The organism is Sphingomonas quercus (genome assembly GCF_018863195.1).
Lineage (GTDB): Bacteria > Pseudomonadota > Alphaproteobacteria > Sphingomonadales > Sphingomonadaceae > Solisphingomonas > Solisphingomonas quercus.
In genome coordinates this window covers 269,106-289,597 of record NZ_JAHKRT010000005.1, presented here as the reverse complement: position 1 = coordinate 289,597, position 20,492 = coordinate 269,106, and the positions used below count along the sequence as shown (strand labels likewise).

The window sequence follows — 20,492 nt, the reverse complement described above, 5'->3', positions numbered from 1 at the left end:
CCATGACCAGCCAGTTCGACCTCACCGACGACCAGCGCGCCATCCAGGAGATGGCGCAGCGCTTCACCGCCGACGCGATCACTCCGTTCGCGGGCGAATGGGACGAGCAGCATCATTTTCCGCGCGACGTGATCAAGGCCGCGGCCGAACTCGGCTTCGGGTCGATCTACGTGTCCGAGGCGTCTGGCGGCATCGGGCTCGGCCGGCTGGAGGCGGCGCTGATCATGGAGGCGATGGCCTATGGCTGCCCCTCCACCTCGGCGTTCATCTCGATCCACAACATGGCGTCGTGGATGATCGACACCTTTGGGTCGGACGAGCTGAAGGGCCGTTATCTGCCCGACCTGATCGGCTGCGACCGCATCGCCAGCTATTGCCTGACCGAGCCTTCCTCCGGTTCGGATGCCGCGGCGCTACGCACGCGGGCGGTGCGCGACGGCGACGATTATGTCGTGTCCGGCTCCAAGGCGTTCATCTCCGGCGCCGGGGCGAACGATGTCTATGTGGTGATGGCCCGCACCGGCGACGAAGGGCCCAAGGGGATTTCGGCGCTGGTCATCGACAGGGACATGCCCGGCGTCTCCTTCGGCGCCAATGAGCGAAAGCTCGGCTGGCGATCCCAGCCGACCGCCCAGGTCAATTTCGACAATGTCCGCGTGCCGGTGGCCAACCGCATCGGCAAGGAAGGCGAGGGATTCCGCTTCGCCATGGCCGGGCTCGACGGCGGGCGGCTCAACATCGGCGCCTGCTCGCTCGGCGGCGCGCAGCGCTGCCTCGACGAGGCGCTGCGCTACACGGCCGAGCGCAAGCAGTTCGGCCAGCGCATCCTCGATTTCCAGAACACCCAGTTCCAGCTCGCGGATATGGAGACGGAGTTGCAGGCGGCCCGCATGCTGCTCTACGCCGCCGCCGCCCGGGTGACCGATGGCGCGCCGGACAAGACCAAGTTCGCCGCAATGGCCAAGCGCCTCGCCACCGACACCGGCATGACCGTGGTCGATCGCGCGCTGCAGCTGCATGGCGGCTATGGCTATTTGCAGGATTACCCGATCGAGCGCTTCTTCCGGGACCTGCGCGTCCACCGCATCCTCGAGGGCACGAACGAGATCATGCGGGTGATCATCGCCCGCGAGATGACCCGGCAATGAGCGAGCTGCCCGTCCACGCGGATGTGATCTGCGAGGCCGACGGCGCCGTCGCCCGCATTCGCCTCAACCGGCCCAAGGCGCTGCACGCGCTGACCACGGCCATGTGCCGGACGATGCTCGACGCGCTGGTCGGCTGGCAGGCGGATGAGGCGATCCGCCTGATCCTGCTCGATCACGCGCAGGGCCGCGGCTTCTGCGCGGGTGGGGACGTGCGCGCGATCGCTGCCGACCCGTCGCTCGGCCCGGATTTCTTCGGCACCGAATATCGGCTCAACCATCGGCTGTTCACCAGCATGACGCCGATCGTCTCCTTCCTCGACGGGGTGACGATGGGCGGCGGCGTCGGCATCGGCCTGCCCTGCCGCTGGCGGGTGGCGACGGAGCGGACCGTGCTCGCCATGCCGGAGACGACGATCGGCCTGTTCCCGGATGTCGGCGGCGGCTGGTATCTGTCGCGGCTGCCGGGGCGGATCGGGCAATATCTGGCGCTGACCGGCACGCGGCTGGATGGCGCGGAATGTTTCGCGCTCGGGCTCGCCACCCATTATGTGCCGTCCGATAATCTCGACGACCTGAAGCTTCGTCTCGCCGCCCAACCCGATCGTGCCGAGGCGATATTGGAGGAGTTCTCCGCGCCCGCGCCCGACGCCGCCATCCTCGGCCAGCGAGAGGCGATCGACCGGCTGTTCGCGTCCGACAATTATGAGGAGATTCTCGCCGCGCTGGATGCGGACGGGTCGGACTGGGCCAAGGCGCAGCTGGCGACGCTCGCCCCCAAGAGCCCGCAAAGCTGCAAAGTGTCGCTGGAGCTGCTCCGCCGTAGCGCCGGCCTGGGCGATTTCGCCGACGAAATGGCAATGGAATATGGCCTCGCCGTCCATGTCTGCGCGCGGCCGGATTTCGCCGAGGGCGTGCGCGCGCTGCTCGTCGACAAGGATAACAGCCCGCGCTGGGACCCGCCGACGCCGGCGGGGGTCACCCCGGCCCTGCTTGACGCGCTGTTCGCGCCGCCCGAGGGCGGACAATGGGCCCCCGCCTGAACCTCTCAAGGAAACCGGACATGGCCGATTACGAAACCATCCTCGTCGAGCGCCGCGACGCCGTCACGCTCGTCCGCCTCAACCGGCCCCAGGCCCTGAACGCGCTGAACAGCCAGGTGCTGGGCGAGCTGATCCGCGCGTTCGCCGCCTATGATGCCGATCCCGCCCAGCGCTGCCTGGTGCTGACCGGCAGCGAGAAGGCGTTCGCCGCCGGCGCCGACATCAAGGAGATGGAGGCCAAGGTGTTCGCCGACATGTATGGCGAGAATTACTTCAAGGGCTGGGAGCAGGTGACGGCAACGCGCAAGCCCTGGATCGCGGCGGTGGCCGGCTATGCGCTCGGCGGCGGCTGCGAAGTGGCGATGATGGCTGATTTCATCCTCGCCGCCGACACCGCCAGGTTCGGCCAGCCGGAGATCAAGCTCGGCGTCATGCCGGGCATGGGCGGCTCGCAGCGCCTCGCCGCCGCCGTCGGCAAGGCCAAGGCGATGGAGATGTGCCTCACCGGGCGGATGATCGGCGCCGAGGAGGCGGAGCGGGCCGGGCTGGTCGCGCGTGTCGTGCCGGCGGCGGCGCTCGTCGACGAGGCATTGAAGACGGCCGCCGCCATCGCCGCCATGCCGCCGCTCGCGGCGATCGCCAACAAGGAGGCGGTCAACGCCGCCTTCGAGCTGCCGCTTGCCCCCGGCATCAATTTCGAGCGCCGCCTGTTCCACGGCCTGTTCGGCACCGAGGACCAGAAGGAAGGCATGGCCGCCTTCGTTGAGAAGCGCGCGGGGAATTTCACGGGGCGGTGAGCGACGACCCTCTCGAAGCGATCGGTGCAGGGGCCTCGGGCTAAATGAATGAGGAGAGCGCAATGGCGGTGATCGGCTTTATCGGCGTCGGCAATATGGGCGGCGGCATGGCCGCCAACCTCGCCGCCAGGGGCCATGAGGTGCGTGCCTTCGATCTCTCTGCCGACGCGCTGGCGCGGGTGGCGGACAAGGGCTGCATCGCGGCCGGCTCGGCGGGCGAGGCGGTGGCGGGCGCCGACGCGGTGGTGACGATGCTTCCCGCCGGCCGGCATGTCGCCAGCCTGTATCGCGAAACGATCCTCGGCACGGCGCGCCCCGACACGCTGCTCATCGATTGCTCGACGATCGACGTCGACACCGCCCGCGCAGTGGCGGCGGATGCCGCCGGGGCGGGCTTCACGATGCTCGACGCGCCGGTCTCGGGCGGCACCGCGGCGGCTGATGCCGGCACGCTCACCTTCATGGTCGGCGGCAGCGAAGCGGGTTTCGCGCGAGCCGAGCCGATCCTGTCGGCGATGGGCAAGGCGGTGATCCATGCCGGCGAGGCGGGCTCGGGGCAGGCGGCGAAGATCTGCAACAACATGATCCTCGGCGCGACGATGATTGCCACCTGCGAGGCGTTCGTGCTGGCCGAAAAGCTTGGCCTCGACCCGGAGAAGTTCTTCGCCATCTCGTCCAGGGCTTCGGGCCAGAGCTGGTCGATGACAAGCTATTGCCCCGTTCCCGGGCCGGTGCCGGCGGCGCCCTCCAATCGTGATTTCGAGGGCGGCTTCCAGGCGGCGCTGATGCTGAAGGACCTCAAGCTCGCGCTCGACGCTGCCAAATCGGCCAATGCCAGCGTACCGATGGGCGCGCAGGCCGAGGCGCTCTACCAGATGTTCGCCGGGCTCGGCGGCGGCGGCAAGGATTTCTCGGCGATCATCCGCCTGCTCAGCGGGGAATGGCGGCCCGCCTAGGGGCTTGCCATCGACGCCCATAACGGCGACCTTCCGGCCGACAACGACAAGCGTCAGCCAGGGGGATAGAGATGCGCTTTGCAATCGGCACGACGATGATTCTGGTTGCCGCGACGCCGGCGATGGCGGCGAACTGGCCGGCGCCGACGCCCGGGCCGATCACCGGCACGTCCGGCTACGTCCAGATTCCGGACGTCGCGGTGCCGCGCGATCCGCGCCATGTCTACAAGGCGCTCTTCGACGTCACCAAGGGCCCGGCCGACAAGGCCAAGCCGCTCGGCCGGCTGGTCGGCATCGCCGGCCAGTATAACGGCCTCGCGCTCGGCAAGGTGCCGGTGGCCAACATGCAGTTCGCGGCGATCTTCCACGGTCCGTCGGTGGACGCGATCCTCACCGACGAGGCCTATCGCGCCAAGCATGGCGTCGCCAATCCCAACCTGCCGCTGATCGCGCAGCTGGTGAAGATGGGGCTGAAAATCTACGTCTGCGGCCAGTTCATGGCGGCGACCGACCTGCCGCGCTCGGCCCTGATCAAGGACGCGCAGGTTGCCGAAGGCGCCACGCTCGTCATGATCCGCATGGTCAATGACGGCTACGCGCTGATTGGGGACTGAAGCCGTATCGCCGGAGCGGGCATCGGCCCGCTCCGGCGACCATGCGACTCAGCCCGTCGGGCGGCGCCAGCAGATCAACGGGCCGTCCTCCTCGTCGAGCCGATTGCCGACCGCGACGAAGCCGTTGCGGGTCAGCACCGCCTGCGAAGCGAAGTTGGCGGTGCTGGTTTCCGCGGTGATCGCCGCGACCCGCCGATCATCCGTCGCCCAGGCCGCGATCGCACCGACGGCACGCGAGGCGATGCCGCGCCCCCTGTGGCTCGGCGCGATGCCATAGCCAATGTCGATCACGCCGTCCTGCGGCGGGCGGGTGACGGAACAGAGGCCGACCAGCATGTGATCCTCGACGATCAGCCAGGCTGCGGGCGAGAATTGCTCCGAAACCCGGGCGGCGAGGTCCGCGAGCATGGCCAGCACCTCGGGCGGGGCGATGGTAGTGGCGGTAAGCGTCAGCTCTCTCGGCGCGCGGCCGAGCAGCAGTGAGGTGAAATCCTCACCAGTCATTTCCAGGATCATCATATCTCTCGATTGAAGGGCGGCGCCACGCGTGGCGCCAGCATCGCTTCAGGCGGCGAGCGCGGCGCACGCCGACGCTCGGCCGCGGAAGCGGTCGGGAGCGTTCGGCGTGAGCAAAGGCGATCTCCTGTCGAGTGTGGCCGACCATGCCGCCGGCAAGCGACGCTGTAAACCTAGATCCGCTTGGACAGGCCGATGGCGACGCGGCAGCCCAGGCGGATCGCGGCGGAGAGCAGCGGATAGGCAGGCGCCCGTTCCGCCCCGGCGGCGAGCGCGGTGTCGCGATGCTCGACCTCTTCGGCCTGGAACTCAGCGATGGCCTCGGAAAGCTCCGGATCGCTGTCGCCAAGCTCGGCGAGCTGCTGGCCGTAATGGCGATCAATTTCCGTCTCGATCGCGGCGGTGCAGGCCATCGCCGCCTCCGGCCCGATCAGCGCCGTTACCGCGCCGAGCGCGTGGCCGGCGCGATCCCACAACGGCTGGAGCAGCGTCGGCCGCACGCCCCGCCGCGCCATCATCGCGTCGAAATGCGCGCGGTGGCGCTCCTCCTGATCGGCCATGCGCGCGATCATCCGCGTCATCGGCGAGCGATCGCCCATTACCGACAGCTGGCCGGCATAGATGCGGGTGGCGCCATATTCGCCGGCCTGATCGACGCGCAGCATGGCGGCGCGGGCGCGGGCGTCGGCAGCGGGCTTGCTCATCGGCCGACCTTTCGCAGCAGGGTGAAAATGCCGAGCGCGGCGGCGATCGAGATGATCGCGTTGAAGCCGGCGAGCGAGACGCCGAACAAGGTCCACTGCGCCGCATCGCAGCGGATCAGCGGCGTCGACATGATGTCCTTGAGGATATCCGCGCTGGAGCCACCGACAGCGCTGACGCTGCACTGGGTGAAGCCTTGCCACCAATGATATTCGACACCGGCGTGGAACACGCCGATCAGGCCCGAGGCGAGGATCAGCAGCGCCGCCAGCGCCACCGGTCCACGCGAATGACGCAGTGGCGCCAGGAAGCCGAAGCCGGCGACGACCAGCGCGGCATAATGCGGCCACCGCTGCCAGTGGCACATTTCGCAAGGATAGAGGCCGCCGATCAGCTGCGAACCCCACGCGCCGGCAAGCAATGCCGCCGGCACGAGAAAGGCGAGCAGGCGCGCGGCGGCGAGGGTGCGTGAACGGGCCATGGCGGCGGGCGAGCCGCTCAGCGCGAGCGCGGGCGCGGCGCTGCGCTGGCCGTCGCCACCGGCGCGGCTGCCGGGCCGGCGAGGCGGGCAATCGTCTGGCGGGCGTACCAGAGCTGATAGTCCTCGACGCCCTTCTTCTTCAGATCGTCGGCGGTGGCGGCAAAGCGGGGGTCCGTCTTGCCGTCATCCTCCAGCACGCTGTCGTCGACCTTCGCCTCGTTGATCAGGTGACGGCGCAGATCGGCTTCGCGGAAGCGAGGCTTGTCCTTGTAGTCCGCGTCGGTGAGCTGCGGCACGGCGATGTCGGGCGTGATGCCGCCCTCCTGCACGGAGCGCCCCGACGGCGTATAGTAGCGCGCAGTGGTGAGGCGCAGCGCGGTGTCGTCGGTGAGCGGCAGCAGCGTCTGCACCGATCCCTTGCCGAAGCTGCGCTCGCCCATCACGATGGCGCGATGCTGGTCCTGCAGCGCGCCGGCGACGATTTCGGCGGCCGACGCCGAGCCCGAATCGACAAGCACGATGATCGGCAAGCCGTGGGACATGTCGCCCGCGCGGGCATAATAACGCTCGATATCGCCCTTCTCGCGGCCGCGCTGGGAGACGATCTCGCCACGCTCGAGGAAGGCGTCCGACACCTCGATCGCCTGATCGAGCAGTCCGCCCGGGTTGGAGCGCAGATCGATGACATAGCCGAGCGGCTGCTGCCCGCCCAACGCCTTGTCGATGCCGACCAGCGCCGCGCGGGTATCGGCACCGGTGTTTTTGGAAAAGGCGTTGATGTTGATGATGCCGACGCGGTCCTTCACCTCCCACTTCACGGGGCGCAGCGAGATCACCTCGCGCTTCAGGGAGACGTCGAACGGCTTGTCGCGGCCGGGGCGGACGATCGTCAGCTTGACGGCGGTGCCGGGACGGCCACGCATCTGATCCACCGCCTCGTCAAGCTTGCCGCCATAGATCAGCTTGCCGTCGAGATGGGTGATATAGTCGCCGGACTTGATGCCGGCGCGGAAGGCGGGCGTATCCTCGCTGGCGGTGACGACCTTCACCGCGCCATCCTCCATCTGCACGGTAAGGCCGAGGCCGCCATAAGCGCCGTCGGTCGTCGTCTTCATGTTCTGGAAGTCGCGCGCGTCGAGATAGGAGCTGTGCGGATCGAGGCTGGCGAGCATGCCGTCGATGGCGCCTTTGATCAGCGTCTTGTCGTCGACCTTGTCGACATAATCGGCGCGCACCTTCTCGAACACGTTCATGAACTGATCGAGTTCGTTGTAGGTGCTGGCGTCCACCGCCGCCGTCACCTGCGAGGCGATCGGGATCAGGGCGGTGGGCACCGCCGCGCCGGCAAGAAGGAGGCCGAGGGTGCGGTAGATAGGCTTGGCCATGGGACTCGACAGGCTCCGGGTACGATATCGGACCCTGCTTACAGCATTGGCCGGAAAGGCGGAAGCGGCGTGCGCCAGCCGCCTTGGGCGGCCAGCGCGGCGACATCCACCGGCACGCCGCCGCTGCGCACCTCGATCATGATCCGCGCCCCGGCGGTGCCCAGCCGCGCGCCGGCGGCGGCGGACCCGCCCTGCGCGACGTCGATATCGGCGAGGCCGGCGATGAGCGTCGTCCAGCCGCCCGGGTGATTGAGGATGACGACGCGGCCATAATCCCTGAAGGCGCCGGCGAAGGCGACGCTGCCCACCGCCGGCGCGCGCACCACCGCGCCGCGCGTGGCCGCTAGAACGATGCCGCGGCTGCGCGCGCCGCCGTCGAGGGCGCCGAAGCCGGTGACCAGCCGGCCGGCGACCGGCAAGGCCCAGCCGCTGCCACGCGGCGCCGTTGCCTCGTCGAGCGGAGCGGGGGCGGGGAGCATGGCGAGGGCGCGGGCTTCGGCATTGGCCATTGCCGCCTGCGCGCGATCCTCCCGGGCCTGACCGGCATCGGCACTGAGCGCCAGCGCGCGATCGGATTCGCGCAGCGCCGCGTCGACGAGCCCGGCGGCCTCGGTGCGCTGGGCCTCGGCGAAGCGGAGCAGGGCCGTCCGATCCCGGGAGAGTTGGGCGACGGCGTCGTCCCGCGCGGCGACGGCCCGTGTCGCGGCCCCGCGCAGCCGCTCACCCGCGGCGATCTCGGCGCGTAGAGCGGCGGTCCGCGCAGCGATTGCCGGGCGGGCGGCGTCGAGCGCTAATTTGGTGTGGACGATATCGGCGGCCGAGCCGGGGCTGACGAACAAGAGCGGCTCTGGCCGCCGCGCCATCACCTCCAGCGCCGCGCCGAGGCGCGCGATCGGCGCCTGACGCGCGGCGAGACGGGCGCGCTGGGCGGCGCGCAGCCGGTCCAGCCGCTCGACCTCGGCACGCGCGGCATCGGCATGGGCCTGTGCCGTGGAGACCTGGGCGGCGAGGCGGCCGGCCTCGTCAAGGGCGCGGTCGGCCTCGGCATGGACGCGCGCGGCGTCTGCCTCGATCCTCCCGGCCTGCGCCTCGGCGGCGGCCGCCTGCCGGTTCAGCGTGGCGGGATCGTCCTGCGCGAGCGCGGCGGTCGAGAGGAGGAGAAGGGGGAGGAGTGCGCGCATCGGGTCGCCTCCAGCTTAGATCGCGCGATTCACGCCGTCATGCTGAACTTGATGAGTGATCATGCCGCCACAGCCGCCTGAGATCGCGGCCGCGTGGACCCCGGAACAGGTCCGGGGTGACGAGGGGGATGGGGCGGGCGTGTGCCCGACCTACCCGTCATGCTGAACTCGGTTCAGCATCCATCTCTCCACGGACGCGGGAGGCGCGGCTGGCGCCTGAGCTCCTCGATCCTTCGACCGGGGTAACGGCGCCGTCGGTTCGGAAAGCTCCGCCTCATCCCTCGCGGTGATAGGGGTGTCCGGCCAATATGCTCGTCGCCCGCCAGAGCTGCTCGGCGAGCATGGCGCGCGCCAGCAGGTGCGGCCAGGTGGCGGCACCATAGGCGAGGAGCAGGTCGGCCTCGGCGCGCAAGGCCGCGCCATGGCCGTCGGCGGCGCCGATCAGGAAGCGGCACTCCCGCACGCCGTCGTCCCGCCACCGGCCGAGTCGCTCGGCGAACCCGAGCGAGGCGAGCTGGGCGCCCTTTTCATCGAGCGCGACGAGGATCGTGCCGGGCGCGCGCGGCGGCATGCGACCGCCGGTGTCGGGCAGCTCCGTCACGCGCGTCGGCCAGGTGATGCGCTTCAGATAGCGATCGACCAGCTCCGCCTCAGGCCCTCGCCCGATCCGGCCGCGCGCGACGATGTGGAGCAGCAAGCGTCAGCCAGCCGCGTCTTCATCCGGGTCCGGCGCGTCCGGATCATAGGCGGGATCGGCAACCGCCTCGGGATCGTCGCCGAGGTCCGGACCGCCGGGCGCCTCGGGCGAGGGGGCTTCGGCGACGGGGGCGTTGCCCTCGTCGAACGCCCACATCCGCTCGAGATTATAGAAGCTGCGCACTTCCGGGCGGAACAGGTGGACGATGACGTCGCCGGCATCGAGCAGCACCCAGTCGGCCGTCGGCAACCCCTCGACCCGCGGAGAGCGGCCCGTCTCGGCCTTGATCTTCTCGGCGAGCTTGCTGGCCATCGAGGCCACCTGCCGCGTCGAGCGACCGCTGGCGATCACCATGTGATCCGCGATGCTGGATTTGCCCGCCAGCGGGATGGAGACGGTTTCCACCGCCTGATCATCATCGAGCGACTGCAGCACCGTGCGGTGGAGCGCCTCGACGGCGTCTGAGGGAGAGCGGGCCCGGTTGGGGGCAGCGGCGAGGGGAGCGGGCAAGGAACCTCCGGTTCAGAGTGGCGGGGGGATGACGCGTCTTCGCGTGACGACGTCGTGGAAGATGGGGGTGGGGGCGTGGAGATGCCAGTCAGGATCGGTGGCGCGCAGCTGCGTCGCGGAACTCCGATCAAGGGGCAAGCGCAACAGCACGAGCGCCGGCAAACTCCACTGCGTCCAGTTCTTCGCACGGTCCGGCGGGCGGACGAAACGCCTGAACCAGCCCGTCGCAGGCGCGAAGCGGGCCGCCCCTTCATACCCCGGACGGGCGATCACGGCAATCGGCATCGTCCGGGCAATGCGCCGCCAGTGCTGCCAGCGGTGGAACTGGGCAAGATTGTCCGCCCCCATCAGCCAGATGAACGCCTCGCGCGGGAAAAGACGGCGGAGTGCTGTGAGCGTGTCGGCGGTGTAGCGCGTGCCCAGGCGGGACTCGATGGCCGTCACCCGGATCGGGGCTCTCGCCGCCACCCGCCGGGCCGAGGCGAGTCGGGCGGAAAGCGGCGCCATCCCCTTGTCCGGCTTCAGCGGATTGCCGGGCGACACCAGCCACCACACTTCGTCCAGGCCGAGCGCGTCGAGGGCGAGCAGGCTGATATGGCGGTGGCCACGATGGGCAGGATTGAACGAGCCGCCGAGCAGGCCGATGCGGCGGGGCATCAGAAGAGGACCCTCGCACGCTTATCCGCTCGCCCCGGGCAGAGGCCGGGCCTGTCGGAGCTTCGTCTCGAAGGGCCGGTCCGGCCGGACCCTTCGCTGCGGCATTTCGACAAGCTCAACGCCTGCTCGGGGCGAACGGGGGTTTCACGGTCGGCCCTCGCCGGTCAGGGTCGGGTCTGGCCGGTGCCGACGACCTGCCACTTATAGGTGGTGAGCCCTTCCAGCGCGACCGGGCCGCGCGCGTGCAGGCGGCCGGTGGAGATACCAATCTCCGCGCCGAGCCCGAATTCTCCGCCATCGGCGAACTGGGTCGACGCGTTCCACATCACGATCGCCGAATCGACCTCGGCGAGGAAGCGCCGCGCGGTCGGCTCGTCGGCGGTGATGATGGCATCGGTGTGATGCGAGCCGTGGGCGGCGATATGGGCCATCGCGCCCTCGACGCCGTCGACCACGGCTACGGCGCAGATCGCGTCGAGATATTCGGTGTCCCAGTCGAGATCGCTGGCGGCGACGATGCGCGGATCGAGCGCGCGGGCGGCGGCGTCGCCGCGCAGCTCGCAGCCCGCCGCGATCAGCGCATCGGCGACGCGCGCGCCCTCGCCGAAGCGCCGGTCGATCAGCAGCGTCTCGGTGGCGCCGCAGACGCCGGTGCGGCGCATCTTGGCGTTGACCGCCAGCGTCGCCGCCATCGCCGGATCGGCGGCGGCGTCAACGTAGAGGTGGTTGATGCCGTCGAGATGAGCGAGCACCGGCACGCGTGCCTCGTCCTGCACGCGCGCCACCAGCGACTTGCCGCCGCGCGGCACGACGAGGTCGATAAGGCCATGGGCGGCGAGCAGCGCGCCGACCGCTGCGCGGTCGGTCGTCGGCACCAGCTGCACGGCATCGGCAGGCAGGCCGGCGCCCTCCAGCCCCTCGACCAGGGCGGCATGGATCGCAGCGTTGCTGGACCGCGCCTCCGAGCCGCCGCGCAGGATGACGGCGTTGCCGGACATCATCGCCAGCGCGCCGGCATCGGCCGTCACATTGGGGCGGCTCTCGTAGATGATCGCGATCACGCCGATCGGCACGCGTACCCGCGACAGCCGCAGGCCGTTCGGCCGCTCGGCGCTGTCGATCACCACGCCCACCGGATCGGGCAGGCGGGCGACGTCCTCCAGAGCGGCGGCGACGCCCTCCAGGCGCCTCTCGTCCAGTTTGAGGCGGTCGCGCATCGCCGGGGAAAGATGGGCGGCGCGGGCCATATCCTCGGCATTGGCGGCGAGCACGCCGGCCGCATCCCGGCGGAGCGCGGCGGCGGCGATGCGCAGCGCCTCCGCCTTGCTCGCCGTCGGCGCGTTGGCGAGGACATGGCCCGCCTGTCGTGCGCGCGTGGCCATGTCGGCGATAAGAGCGGTTGCATCGGTCATAATGGGCGGCCGGTAGCATGGCGGCGCGTCACGGCACAATCGCGCGGCCTTTCGCGCGAGCAAAACACCCTCTATCTGCGCCCCATGACCGATCCCGTTTCCGATCGCCGCACCTTCGCGATCATCTCCCACCCCGACGCCGGCAAGACGACGCTCACCGAGAAGCTGCTGCTCTCCGGCGGCGCGATCCATCTCGCCGGCGAGGTGAAGGCGCGCGGCGCCAATCGCCGGGCGCGTTCGGACTGGATGAAGATTGAGCAGCAGCGCGGCATCTCCGTCACCTCCTCGGTGATGACCTTCGAGCGCAAGGGGTTGACGTTCAATCTGCTCGACACGCCCGGCCACGAGGATTTCAGCGAGGACACCTATCGCACGCTCACCGCCGTCGATTCCGCGGTGATGGTGATCGACGCGGCGCGCGGCATCGAGGCGCAGACCCGCAAGCTGTTCGAGGTCTGCCGCCTGCGCGACGTGCCGATCATCACTTTCGTCAACAAGGTCGACCGCGAAGGCCGCGACCCCTTCGCCACCCTCGACGAGATCGCCGACACGCTGGCGCTCGACGTGGTGCCGATGAACTGGCCGGTCGGCCTGGGCGGCCAGCATGAAGGACTGTGGGATTTCCGCGAGCAAAGCCTGACCAGGCCCGACGGCAGCCTGCATCGTCTTGCCGGGCTGGATGATCCCGCTCTGGAGGGATTATTGTCTGCCGAACGGCTCGAGGCGCTGCGGGAGGAGACGGAGCTGGCCGCGATCGGCTACCCGGAATTCGACGTCGCCGAATATCGCGCGGGCAGCCAGACGCCGGTGTTCTTCGGCTCGGCGCTGCGCGAATATGGCGTCGAGGCGCTGATCGAGGCGCTGGCGAGTTTCGCGCCGCCGCCGCGCCCGCAGCCGGCCACCCCGCGCGCGGTGGCGCCGGAGGAGCCCAATGTCGCCGGCTTCGTGTTCAAGGTGCAGGCCAACATGAACCCGCAGCACCGCGACCGCATCGCCTTCATGCGCATCTGCTCGGGCACGTTCCGCCGCGGCATGAAGCTGAAACAGGTGCAGACCGGCAAGGCGATCGCGATCAACTCGCCGATCTTCTTCTTCGCCCAGGATCGCGAGATCGCCGACACCGCATTTCCGGGCGACATCATCGGCATTCCCAATCATGGCGTGCTGCGCGTCGGCGATACGCTGACCGAGGGGGAGGCGATCACCTTCACCGGCATTCCGAATTTCGCGCCGGAAATCCTGCGCCGCGTGCGCCTGCTCGATCCGACCAAGACCAAGCAGCTGCGTACCGCGCTCAACGACATGGCCGAAGAGGGCGTGACCCAGTTGTTCAAGCCGATGATCGGCTCGCAATGGATCGTCGGCGTCGTCGGGCAGTTGCAGCTGGAGGTGCTGATCTCGCGCCTTCAGGCGGAATATAATGTCGCCGCAGAGTTCGAGCCGGCGCCGTATGAGACGGCGCGCTGGATTTCCGCCGACGATCCGGCCACGCTGAAGGCGTTCATGGAGGGAAAGAAAGCGGCCATGGCGGAAGATCGGGACGGCTCCCCCGTCTATCTGGCGCGCGACGCCTGGGAATTGAACTACACCGCGGAGCGGACACCCGCGGTCCGCTTCACGGCGACGCGCGAGCGATCCTGACATGGCCGAGGCCGAGCATTTCGCCGCCGGCGTCGACCGGCTGCGCCAGGACGAGGCGGCGCCGAAGCCTGCCAAGACGATGATCCCGAAGCTGTCGCTGTTCATGCGCTTCGGCAAATGGGCGCAGCCGCGCGTCAACGATGCGGTGGCGCGGTCTTCGCGCGTCGGCAATCCGGCCTTTTTCGACAAGGCGCTGTTCCCATGGGTGGCCGAGCTGGAGGCCAACTGGGAGTCGATCCGCGACGAGGCGGCGGTGGTGCTGCAGGATCTCGACAAGGTGCCGCCGCTCGCCGCCATCTCGCCCGATCACCGGCGGATCGCGCCGGCGGGGCGGTGGCGCTCCTTCTTCCTGCACGGCTATGGCTATGAGCTGCCGGAGAATCTGACGCGCTGCCCGAAGACGGCGGCGCTGCTGCGCAAGGTGCCGGGCCTGAACACCGCGCTCTTTTCGGTGCTGGTGCCGGGTACGCACATTCCGGCCCATACCGGCGTCACCAAGGCGATCCTCGTCTGCCATCTCGGCCTGCAGGTGCCCAAGGCGGCGGAGCGCTGCCAGATCCGCGTCGGCGACCAGTATCGCGGCTGGGAGGAAGGCAAGGCCTTCGTGTTCGACGACATGTACAATCACGAAGTTCTGAACGACACGGACGAGACCCGCATCGTGCTGCTCATCCAGTTCAGGCGGCCGGTGGGGCCGATCGGCTGGCTGCTCGGCCGGGCGTTCCTGTCGGGCGTGCGGCATTCCCGCTTCGTGCAGGATGCCCGACGCGGCGTACGCCAATGGGCCGACGGCAAAGGCGTCTGAGCGACGCCCCGGGCAGGGCCAGCAGCACGAAGAGAGCGAGAGCGGCAAGGCTGATCGCCGCGCCCCAGCGTTCCTGCCACAACGCGACGCGCACGACGCGGTAGACGCCCGGCGTGGCGTCGAAGCGGATCAGCGGGCCGGTCGACGGCACCGCCGTGCCCTCGCGCATCACCTGCCAGATCGGGAAGGCGGCGCGACCGATCGTCACCGGGCCGGTCCGGGTGACGCGGATCGTGTCGCCGCGCGGCAGGCTACGCCACGCATCGGCATCGAGGCGGCGATGGACGAGCGCGTCCCGTCGGACGCGCTTGGTGTCGAAGCCCGCCGGCAGATATTCGACGGCATCGGGGCCGATGCGATCAATCGTCGCATAGTCGATCGGCGCGCGCATATAGGCGGCGGCGGTGAAGGCAGTGGCGAGATAGGGGAAAATCAGCAGGGTCCGCCCCGGCGCCGTCAGCAGCGGGCGCGCGCGGTGGCGGACCATCGCGGTGACGGCGGCGAACTCCGCGATGCAGAACAGCCGCCACGGGAACTGCACCTTGTCGAGGATCGCGATCTCCCACAGCAGCGGGATCAGCCCGAGCGCGGCGATCGCCGTCACCGCGACGATGCCGCCCCACAGCGAGCGCACCGGCCGGGCCAGCAGGATGAGAGCGACGCTGAGGCTCGGGAAGAGAGCGGGGTGGACGCTCCAGATCGACCAGGTCGAGGCCTGGTCCGTGGTCCACAGCATCGCGATCGAGACATGGTCCTGGAGGGTGAGGACCGGGAGCAGGTAGAAGGCGGCGGCCGCCGCCGACAGCAGCCCCGCCCCGGCGGCCGGCAGCAGGATCGCGGCGTCGCGGCGGCAGCGGGCGACGAGCAGCGGCGCGACCAGGAACAGGCCCGTCAGCATCGCCATCGGCAAATGGGTGATCAACAGGCCGGCAAAGCTCGCCGCCAGCAGCAGCGTGCCGCGCCGCGTCGGCAGCCGGTCGATGGCCAGCGCGATCAGCGGCAGCCAGATGAAGGCGGCGAATTCCGCGAGCGCGCCTCGCACGTAGAAGTCATAAAGATGATAGGGCGCGACCATGTAGCAGATGGCGCCGCCCAGCGCAGATGCCGGCGGGGCACGCTCGGCCAGCCACCTGTGCATGGCCAGCCCCGAGGCGACCAGCAGCGCCAGCGCGCCGAGGTTGATGGCCTGCGGGACCGGCACGCCGAGCGCGACGATGGCGCCGGTGACCCAATAAGCGAGCGGCGGATAGAAATAGAAGCTCGGGCTGCCCAGCCCCTCGAAACTGTGCGGCAGCCAGCGTTCGTAAACGTGTCCCGCCGCCATCTGCTCGCCGAAATGCTGCGTCCACAGATAGGCGTATTGATAGTCATGGGTCTTGCCCGGCCCCCACAGGAAACTCGGCAGCAGCGCCGCGAAGCCGACAAGGGCGAGGGTCAACAAGGTGCGCCGGGTCATCCGCCCGTCGCATAATCAAACAGGGTTAACCGCCCGTAACGACCTGCCTTCAGCCGAGCACCCGCTCGACCTTGGCCAGCCAGTTGCGACGGTCCTCGAGGCCGATCACCCCGCCGTTGATGCGGCGGGTGACGGCGGCGAAGTCGCCCTTGTCGCTCAGCGCGTTGAGGCCATGGCCCTGCCAGAAGGCGCAGGCGACGGCGAGCGCGCCGTCCGGCGCGGCGGCGCGATCAGGATCGGCGATGAGGTCGATGCCCGTGGGCGCGCAGAGCGCCTGATAATTGGCGCGGCCGGTGATCTGCAGATAGCCGCGGCCGCGATAACGCCAGCCGTCGCCGCTTTCGACCGGGCCATTGCCCATGCGGCCTGCATAGACCAGGGCAGCGAGCTTCTCCGGTTGGCCGGCGCAAGCCCGGGCGGCGGCGAGCGTCGGGAAGCGCCCCGGCCACACCGCCATCAGCCGCTCGGCCGAATAGCTGAGCCTTTCCTCGGTGCAGGTGAGGCCGGCGGATTCATGGGCGATCTGGGCGAGGAAATAGGGAATGCGGTGCGCACCGCCGGTCAGGCCGAAGCGCGGGAAGAGGTCCGGCGCCTGCGCGGCGAAGGCGGTAAGACCGGCCTGCGGCGCGCGCGGAAAGAGCGTCTGAAGCTGCTTCAATGTGACGAACATATGCCCCTCCGATCATGACGAGGGGAAGCCAGGGATAGTAGGCTATCCTACAAGTCAAGAAAAGGGGGGTGCCCCCTTTCCGACTTTCTTCGTCATAGTGGAAACGGATTGGCATGACCGGGGGTGAGGCCAGTCGCCTGATAGCTGCCCAAATAAAGAAAGGGCGGCCCCGGCATGCCGGGACCGCCCTTTCTGCAAGCCTGTTCGGCGAGGCGCTTAGCGCTTCGAGAACTGGAAGCTGCGACGCGCCTTGGCGCGGCCATACTTCTTGCGCTCCACCGCGCGGCTGTCGCGGGTGAGGAAGCCGGCGCGCTTCACCGGCGTGCGCAGGATCGGCTCGTAGCGGGTCAGCGCCTGGGCGATGCCGTGCTTCACGGCACCGGCCTGACCGGAGAGGCCGCCGCCCTTCACGGTGCAGACCACGTCATACTGGCCCTCACGCTCGGCGACGCCGAACGGCTGGTTGATGACGAGACGCAGCGTCGGACGCGCGAAATAGACTTCCTGGTCACGACCGTTGATCGTGATCTTGCCGGTGCCCGGCTTCAGCCAGACGCGGGCGACGGCGTCCTTGCGGCGGCCGGTGGCATAGGAGCGGCCCAGCGCATCGACGATACGCTCGCGCAGCGGGGCGGGCGGCGCCTCGGGTGCGATCGGCGCGGCAGGCGCTTCGTCCGACGCCGGAGCGGTGACGGGCGACTGCACGGCCTGCGGAGCGGCGGGAGCGGCCTGGCCGGTCAGCGCCGCGAGGTCCGCCAGCGACTGGCGGTTGTCAGAAGTGTCGGTCATATCAGGCGCCAACCTTGTTCTTGCGGTTCATCGACGCGACGTCGAGGACGGTCGGGTTCTGGGCGGCGTGGTCATGCTCCGGACCCTTGAAGACGCGCAGGTTGCGCATCTGCTGGCGGCCCAGCGGACCGCGCGGGATCATCCGCTCGACGGCCTTTTCCAGCACGCGCTCGGGGAAGCGGCCCTCCAGCACCTTGTCGGCGCGGGTTTCCTTGATGCCGCCGGCATAGCCGGTGTGGCGATAATAGATCTTCTGCGACGCCTTCTTGCCGGTGAAGCGCACCTTCTCCGCATTGATGACGATGACATTGTCACCGCAATCAATGTGGGGCGTGAAGCTCGGCTTATGCTTGCCGCGCAGGATGTTGGCGATGATCGAGGCCACGCGGCCGACCACCAGGCCTTCGGCATCGATGAGATGCCACTTCTTCTCGACGGTCGACGGGGTCGCCGACTTCGTCGTCTTCATGAGCGCCTTCATGGGGCCACTACCTCTTCAAACGATAAGCGCCGCCCCTTGCCGGAGCGGCGTCTGCGAGCGGGCTCATGCAAGAATGGGCCGATTCGGTCAAGCAAATCCGGGGTTTTGACGAGAGGTATCTGGATACCTCAGGCTTTTCGGCCGGTTTCGGCGGCGATCCACGCGGCATAGGCAGGGTCGGCGTCGGCGATGTCCCAGCGAACGACCGCCGGCACCTCATAGCTGTGCAGGGCGGCGATGGCGGCGATCAGCGGCGCGGCGAGATCAGCGCAGGTCTTGAACAGGGCCGGGATTTCCTCGGCCGCCTCCACCGCGCCCTGCCAGCGATAGATGGAGCGGCAGGGGGCGAGGATGTTGGCGCAGGCGGCGAGCCGCGCCTCCACCATCTGCCGGGCGATGCGCTCGGCCTCGGCGCGGTCGGCGAAAACGGCGTAGACGGTGACCGCGGCGTCGGTCACCGCGCCCCGCGGCCGATGCGGTGGGCGGCATAGACCATCGTCGCCAGCAACAGGGCCGCCACCGCCTGGTGGGCAACGGCGATGACGATGTCGACGCCGGTGAGCAGGGTGGCGATGCCGAGGGCGATCTGAACGGCGACGATCGTCGCCAGCGCATGGGCCGCGCCCTTCGCCCGGCGGCGGCTGGCGCGCACCGCCATCGTCACCACCGCGGCGGCGGCGATCCAGGCAAACCAGCGATGGATGAACTGCACGACCACCGGATTATCGACGGCATTGGCGAGCAGCGACCAGCCCTGATGCCAGCCGCCCTCGGGGAACCAGCTATCGCCCATCTTCGGCCAGCTGGCATAAGCGTAGCCCGCATCGAGCCCGGCGGTGAACGCGCCGAGCATGATCTGCACGGCGAGGACCAGGATCAGCGCCAGCGATCGGAGGCCGAGCCGGGCGGGGCGGCCGCTGCCGCGAAGGTCGAGCGCCGTCCAGATCGTGCAGGCGAAGATGAACAGCGCCATCAGCAAATGGGTGGCGAGACGGAGATGGCTGACGTCCGGCCTGTCGATCAGCCCGGAGGCGACCATCCACCAGCCGATCACCCCTTGCAGTCCGCCGAGCGCGAGCAGGCCGACGAGCCGCCCGCCATAGCCGGACGGAATGTTCCGCCGCCACCAGAACCACAGCAAGGGCAGGGCGAACACGATCCCGATCGTCCGCGCGATCAGCCGATGCAGATATTCCCAGAAGAAGATGCGCTTGAACCCGGCCAGATCCATGCCACGGTTGATCTTCTGATATTCGGGCGTCGCCTGATAGGAGGCGAACTCGGCCGCCCAGGCCTTGTCGGTGAGCGGCGGAATGGTGCCGGACACCGGCTCCCACCGCGTCATCGACAAACCCGATTCGGTGAGACGGGTGATCCCGCCCACCACCACCATCAGGAAAACCATCGCCGCCACGATCAGCAGCCAGCGGGCAATCGCGCGGGGCGCGGGCGAGGAGGCGTGCGGACGCTTGAGCAGCATGGACGCGCGCTATGCGCCGCCCTCGGCGCCTGTGCAACAGCCGCACAAAATCCATCAATGATATGTTGTAACGTCCGCTGGTTCGTGGCACAGGGGCGACATGGCTGGACATGATCACCACCACCATTCGGGCGAGGGCTTCTGGCATTCGGGCAAGGGCTTCTGGCTGGACCGGGCGGCGATCCTGCTGTCCGGCCTGTGCCTGGTGCATTGCGCGGGAAGCGCCGCGCTGGTCGCGTTGCTCGCCAGCACCGGCGGGGCGATGTTCGGCCATGGCGTGCATGAAGTGGGCCTCGCCCTCGCCCTCGCGATCGGCGCGGTGGCGCTGGGAACCGGCCTGTGCCGGCACGGCGCGCTGCTGCCGGCGCTGGTCGGCGCGGTCGGGCTGGTGCTGATGGGGGTGGCGCTGATGCTGCCCCACGGCACGCCGGAGATGATCGCGACGATGATCGGCGTGTCCGTCCTCGCCTTCGGCCACCACCTCAATCGCAAGGCGTCGCTGGCCCTGTCCTGAGCCGCGCTTGCGGAGCGGCCCCCCAGGAATTAGCTATTGGGCATGGCCCGCAACGCCCATGACCATGTGCATGAGATGCACCGCGGCGCCTCGCTGGAGCATGCCGCGCGCGAGTCGCTGGAGAAAGCCGGCGAGCAGTGGACCGAGATGCGCGCCGCGGTGTTCACGGCGCTGGCCGGCTTCTCGCGGCCGGCGTCCGCCTACGACATCGCCGAAGCGGTCGGCGCGGCGCGCGGGCGGCGGGTGGCGGCGAACAGCATCTACCGCATTCTCGACCTGTTCGTGGCCAGCAACCTCGCGCTCCGGGTGGAGAGCGCCAACGCCTATGTCGCGAACACGCATCCGGGCTGCCGGCACGACTGCATCTTCCTGGTCTGCGACAGTTGCGGGCAGGTCACCCATATCGACGACGAGCATTTGTCGAACGGCGTGCGCGCCGCGGCCGAGAAGGCCCGTTTCGCGCCGGTACGGCCGGTGATCGAGGTGCGCGGCCGCTGCGCGAACTGCGTGGCAAAGGGCGAACAGTCGCCCCCGCCTCAGGCCTGATCCGGCGTCACCTC

23 protein-coding genes are annotated in these 20,492 nt (G+C 69.3%); 9 read left to right on the top strand and 14 right to left on the bottom strand.

All coding sequences use genetic code 11. The annotated features are described in order from the left end of the window. Positions 1 to 2: 2 nt before the first annotated feature. From KOF26_RS11585 to KOF26_RS11565, 5 genes are all read left to right on the top strand, one after another. Positions 3 to 1,148, top strand: coding sequence for an acyl-CoA dehydrogenase family protein (locus KOF26_RS11585; RefSeq protein ID WP_216324848.1), 1,146 nt, complete (start codon positions 3 to 5; stop codon positions 1,146 to 1,148). Next, the gene (locus tag KOF26_RS11580) at positions 1,145 to 2,188 is read left to right on the top strand and encodes an enoyl-CoA hydratase/isomerase family protein (RefSeq protein ID WP_216324845.1); all 1,044 of its coding nucleotides are present in this window, start codon (positions 1,145 to 1,147) and stop codon (positions 2,186 to 2,188) included. The genes KOF26_RS11585 and KOF26_RS11580 overlap by 4 nt, the downstream gene beginning before the upstream one ends. Positions 2,189 to 2,208: 20 nt before the next feature. Then, positions 2,209 to 2,985, top strand: a complete 777-nt coding sequence (locus KOF26_RS11575; RefSeq protein WP_216324842.1) for an enoyl-CoA hydratase — start codon at positions 2,209 to 2,211, stop codon at positions 2,983 to 2,985. A 62-nt stretch (positions 2,986 to 3,047) separates the two neighbouring features. Continuing rightward, a complete protein-coding gene (gene mmsB, locus KOF26_RS11570) occupies positions 3,048 to 3,941 on the top strand; it encodes a 3-hydroxyisobutyrate dehydrogenase (protein WP_216324935.1) in 894 nt (297 codons plus the stop codon). A 71-nt stretch (positions 3,942 to 4,012) separates the two neighbouring features. Next, positions 4,013 to 4,555, top strand: a complete 543-nt coding sequence (locus KOF26_RS11565) for a DsrE family protein (protein WP_216324838.1) — start codon at positions 4,013 to 4,015, stop codon at positions 4,553 to 4,555. A gap of 48 nt (positions 4,556 to 4,603) precedes the next feature. On the opposite strand, the gene KOF26_RS11560 is transcribed toward KOF26_RS11565, so the two are convergent. The 9 genes from KOF26_RS11560 to KOF26_RS11520 form a co-directional block, all read right to left on the bottom strand. Then, positions 4,604 to 5,074: a GNAT family N-acetyltransferase gene (locus tag KOF26_RS11560; RefSeq protein WP_216324835.1), complete on the bottom strand. Its 471-nt coding sequence runs from the start codon at positions 5,072 to 5,074 to the stop codon at positions 4,604 to 4,606. Positions 5,075 to 5,244: 170 nt separating this feature from the next. Continuing rightward, entirely contained in the window at positions 5,245 to 5,775 is a 531-nt protein-coding gene (locus KOF26_RS11555; protein WP_216324832.1) for a demethoxyubiquinone hydroxylase family protein, read from the bottom strand. Further along, positions 5,772 to 6,254, bottom strand: a complete 483-nt coding sequence (locus tag KOF26_RS11550; RefSeq protein ID WP_216324829.1) for a disulfide bond formation protein B — start codon at positions 6,252 to 6,254, stop codon at positions 5,772 to 5,774. Before KOF26_RS11550 ends, KOF26_RS11555 begins: the two co-directional genes overlap by 4 nt. A 17-nt stretch (positions 6,255 to 6,271) precedes the next feature. Beyond that, positions 6,272 to 7,639, bottom strand: a complete 1,368-nt coding sequence (locus KOF26_RS11545) for a S41 family peptidase (RefSeq protein WP_216324825.1) — start codon at positions 7,637 to 7,639, stop codon at positions 6,272 to 6,274. A gap of 38 nt (positions 7,640 to 7,677) precedes the next feature. Beyond that, entirely contained in the window at positions 7,678 to 8,820 is a 1,143-nt protein-coding gene (locus KOF26_RS11540; RefSeq protein WP_216324823.1) for a murein hydrolase activator EnvC family protein, read from the bottom strand. A gap of 274 nt (positions 8,821 to 9,094) precedes the next feature. Then, a complete protein-coding gene (locus KOF26_RS11535) occupies positions 9,095 to 9,517 on the bottom strand; it encodes a 23S rRNA (pseudouridine(1915)-N(3))-methyltransferase RlmH (protein ID WP_216324820.1) in 423 nt (140 codons plus the stop codon). 3 nt (positions 9,518 to 9,520) lie between these two features. Continuing rightward, positions 9,521 to 10,027, bottom strand: coding sequence for a ribosome silencing factor (gene rsfS / locus KOF26_RS17490; RefSeq protein WP_216324817.1), 507 nt, complete (start codon positions 10,025 to 10,027; stop codon positions 9,521 to 9,523). Between the two features lie 12 nt (positions 10,028 to 10,039). Next, on the bottom strand, positions 10,040 to 10,684 hold the full coding sequence (locus KOF26_RS11525) for a nicotinate-nucleotide adenylyltransferase (protein WP_216324813.1): 645 nt from the start codon (positions 10,682 to 10,684) through the stop codon (positions 10,040 to 10,042). A 164-nt stretch (positions 10,685 to 10,848) separates the two neighbouring features. Further along, entirely contained in the window at positions 10,849 to 12,096 is a 1,248-nt protein-coding gene (locus KOF26_RS11520; RefSeq protein ID WP_216324809.1) for a glutamate-5-semialdehyde dehydrogenase, read from the bottom strand. 84 nt (positions 12,097 to 12,180) lie between these two features. On the opposite strand from KOF26_RS11520, the gene KOF26_RS11515 reads away from it, so the two are divergent. Continuing rightward, entirely contained in the window at positions 12,181 to 13,737 is a 1,557-nt protein-coding gene (locus KOF26_RS11515) for a peptide chain release factor 3 (protein ID WP_216324807.1), read from the top strand. Between the two features lies 1 nt (position 13,738). Continuing rightward, on the top strand, positions 13,739 to 14,542 hold the full coding sequence (locus KOF26_RS11510; protein WP_216324804.1) for an aspartyl/asparaginyl beta-hydroxylase domain-containing protein: 804 nt from the start codon (positions 13,739 to 13,741) through the stop codon (positions 14,540 to 14,542). A 1,505-nt stretch (positions 14,543 to 16,047) separates the two neighbouring features. On the opposite strand, the gene KOF26_RS11505 is transcribed toward KOF26_RS11510, so the two are convergent. From KOF26_RS11505 to KOF26_RS11485, 5 genes are all read right to left on the bottom strand, one after another. Then, on the bottom strand, positions 16,048 to 16,668 hold the full coding sequence (locus KOF26_RS11505) for a glycoside hydrolase family 19 protein (protein WP_216324801.1): 621 nt from the start codon (positions 16,666 to 16,668) through the stop codon (positions 16,048 to 16,050). A 216-nt stretch (positions 16,669 to 16,884) separates the two neighbouring features. Further along, on the bottom strand, positions 16,885 to 17,457 hold the full coding sequence (gene rpsI / locus KOF26_RS11500) for a 30S ribosomal protein S9 (RefSeq protein ID WP_253201354.1): 573 nt from the start codon (positions 17,455 to 17,457) through the stop codon (positions 16,885 to 16,887). 1 nt (position 17,458) lies between these two features. Beyond that, on the bottom strand, positions 17,459 to 17,938 hold the full coding sequence (gene rplM / locus KOF26_RS11495) for a 50S ribosomal protein L13 (RefSeq protein WP_216324798.1): 480 nt from the start codon (positions 17,936 to 17,938) through the stop codon (positions 17,459 to 17,461). Between the two features lie 128 nt (positions 17,939 to 18,066). Further along, positions 18,067 to 18,396 (bottom strand): divalent-cation tolerance protein CutA, encoded by a 330-nt coding sequence (gene cutA, locus KOF26_RS11490; protein ID WP_216324795.1) that lies wholly within the window; start codon positions 18,394 to 18,396, stop codon positions 18,067 to 18,069. Continuing rightward, positions 18,393 to 19,418: a COX15/CtaA family protein gene (locus tag KOF26_RS11485; protein ID WP_216324793.1), complete on the bottom strand. Its 1,026-nt coding sequence runs from the start codon at positions 19,416 to 19,418 to the stop codon at positions 18,393 to 18,395. Before KOF26_RS11485 ends, cutA begins: the two co-directional genes overlap by 4 nt. Before the next feature lie 100 nt (positions 19,419 to 19,518). Here KOF26_RS11485 and KOF26_RS11480 point away from each other — a divergent pair, with 100 nt between their 5' ends. Together KOF26_RS11480 and KOF26_RS11475 are read left to right on the top strand one after the other, a co-directional pair. Next, positions 19,519 to 19,932 carry a MerC domain-containing protein gene (locus KOF26_RS11480; protein ID WP_216324790.1) on the top strand — a complete coding sequence of 138 codons (414 nt, stop codon included), beginning with the start codon at positions 19,519 to 19,521 and terminating at the stop codon, positions 19,930 to 19,932. 42 nt (positions 19,933 to 19,974) lie between these two features. Further along, positions 19,975 to 20,478 carry a Fur family transcriptional regulator gene (locus KOF26_RS11475; RefSeq protein WP_216324787.1) on the top strand — a complete coding sequence of 168 codons (504 nt, stop codon included), beginning with the start codon at positions 19,975 to 19,977 and terminating at the stop codon, positions 20,476 to 20,478. Positions 20,479 to 20,492: the final 14 nt, after the last annotated feature.

Coding starts and splice junctions, on each gene's coding strand:
- KOF26_RS11585 (WP_216324848.1), top strand. CDS start 3: ATGACCAGCCAGTTCGACCTCACCGACGACCAGCGCGCCATCCAGGAG.
- KOF26_RS11580 (WP_216324845.1), top strand. CDS start 1,145: ATGAGCGAGCTGCCCGTCCACGCGGATGTGATCTGCGAGGCCGACGGC.
- KOF26_RS11575 (WP_216324842.1), top strand. CDS start 2,209: ATGGCCGATTACGAAACCATCCTCGTCGAGCGCCGCGACGCCGTCACG.
- mmsB (WP_216324935.1), top strand. CDS start 3,048: ATGGCGGTGATCGGCTTTATCGGCGTCGGCAATATGGGCGGCGGCATG.
- KOF26_RS11565 (WP_216324838.1), top strand. CDS start 4,013: ATGCGCTTTGCAATCGGCACGACGATGATTCTGGTTGCCGCGACGCCG.
- KOF26_RS11560 (WP_216324835.1), bottom strand. CDS start 5,074: ATGATGATCCTGGAAATGACTGGTGAGGATTTCACCTCACTGCTGCTC.
- KOF26_RS11555 (WP_216324832.1), bottom strand. CDS start 5,775: ATGAGCAAGCCCGCTGCCGACGCCCGCGCCCGCGCCGCCATGCTGCGC.
- KOF26_RS11550 (WP_216324829.1), bottom strand. CDS start 6,254: ATGGCCCGTTCACGCACCCTCGCCGCCGCGCGCCTGCTCGCCTTTCTC.
- KOF26_RS11545 (WP_216324825.1), bottom strand. CDS start 7,639: ATGGCCAAGCCTATCTACCGCACCCTCGGCCTCCTTCTTGCCGGCGCG.
- KOF26_RS11540 (WP_216324823.1), bottom strand. CDS start 8,820: ATGCGCGCACTCCTCCCCCTTCTCCTCCTCTCGACCGCCGCGCTCGCG.
- KOF26_RS11525 (WP_216324813.1), bottom strand. CDS start 10,684: ATGCCCCGCCGCATCGGCCTGCTCGGCGGCTCGTTCAATCCTGCCCAT.
- KOF26_RS11520 (WP_216324809.1), bottom strand. CDS start 12,096: ATGACCGATGCAACCGCTCTTATCGCCGACATGGCCACGCGCGCACGA.
- KOF26_RS11515 (WP_216324807.1), top strand. CDS start 12,181: ATGACCGATCCCGTTTCCGATCGCCGCACCTTCGCGATCATCTCCCAC.
- KOF26_RS11510 (WP_216324804.1), top strand. CDS start 13,739: ATGGCCGAGGCCGAGCATTTCGCCGCCGGCGTCGACCGGCTGCGCCAG.
- KOF26_RS11505 (WP_216324801.1), bottom strand. CDS start 16,668: ATGTTCGTCACATTGAAGCAGCTTCAGACGCTCTTTCCGCGCGCGCCG.
- rpsI (WP_253201354.1), bottom strand. CDS start 17,457: ATGACCGACACTTCTGACAACCGCCAGTCGCTGGCGGACCTCGCGGCG.
- rplM (WP_216324798.1), bottom strand. CDS start 17,938: ATGAAGGCGCTCATGAAGACGACGAAGTCGGCGACCCCGTCGACCGTC.
- KOF26_RS11485 (WP_216324793.1), bottom strand. CDS start 19,418: ATGCTGCTCAAGCGTCCGCACGCCTCCTCGCCCGCGCCCCGCGCGATT.
- KOF26_RS11480 (WP_216324790.1), top strand. CDS start 19,519: ATGGCTGGACATGATCACCACCACCATTCGGGCGAGGGCTTCTGGCAT.
- KOF26_RS11475 (WP_216324787.1), top strand. CDS start 19,975: ATGGCCCGCAACGCCCATGACCATGTGCATGAGATGCACCGCGGCGCC.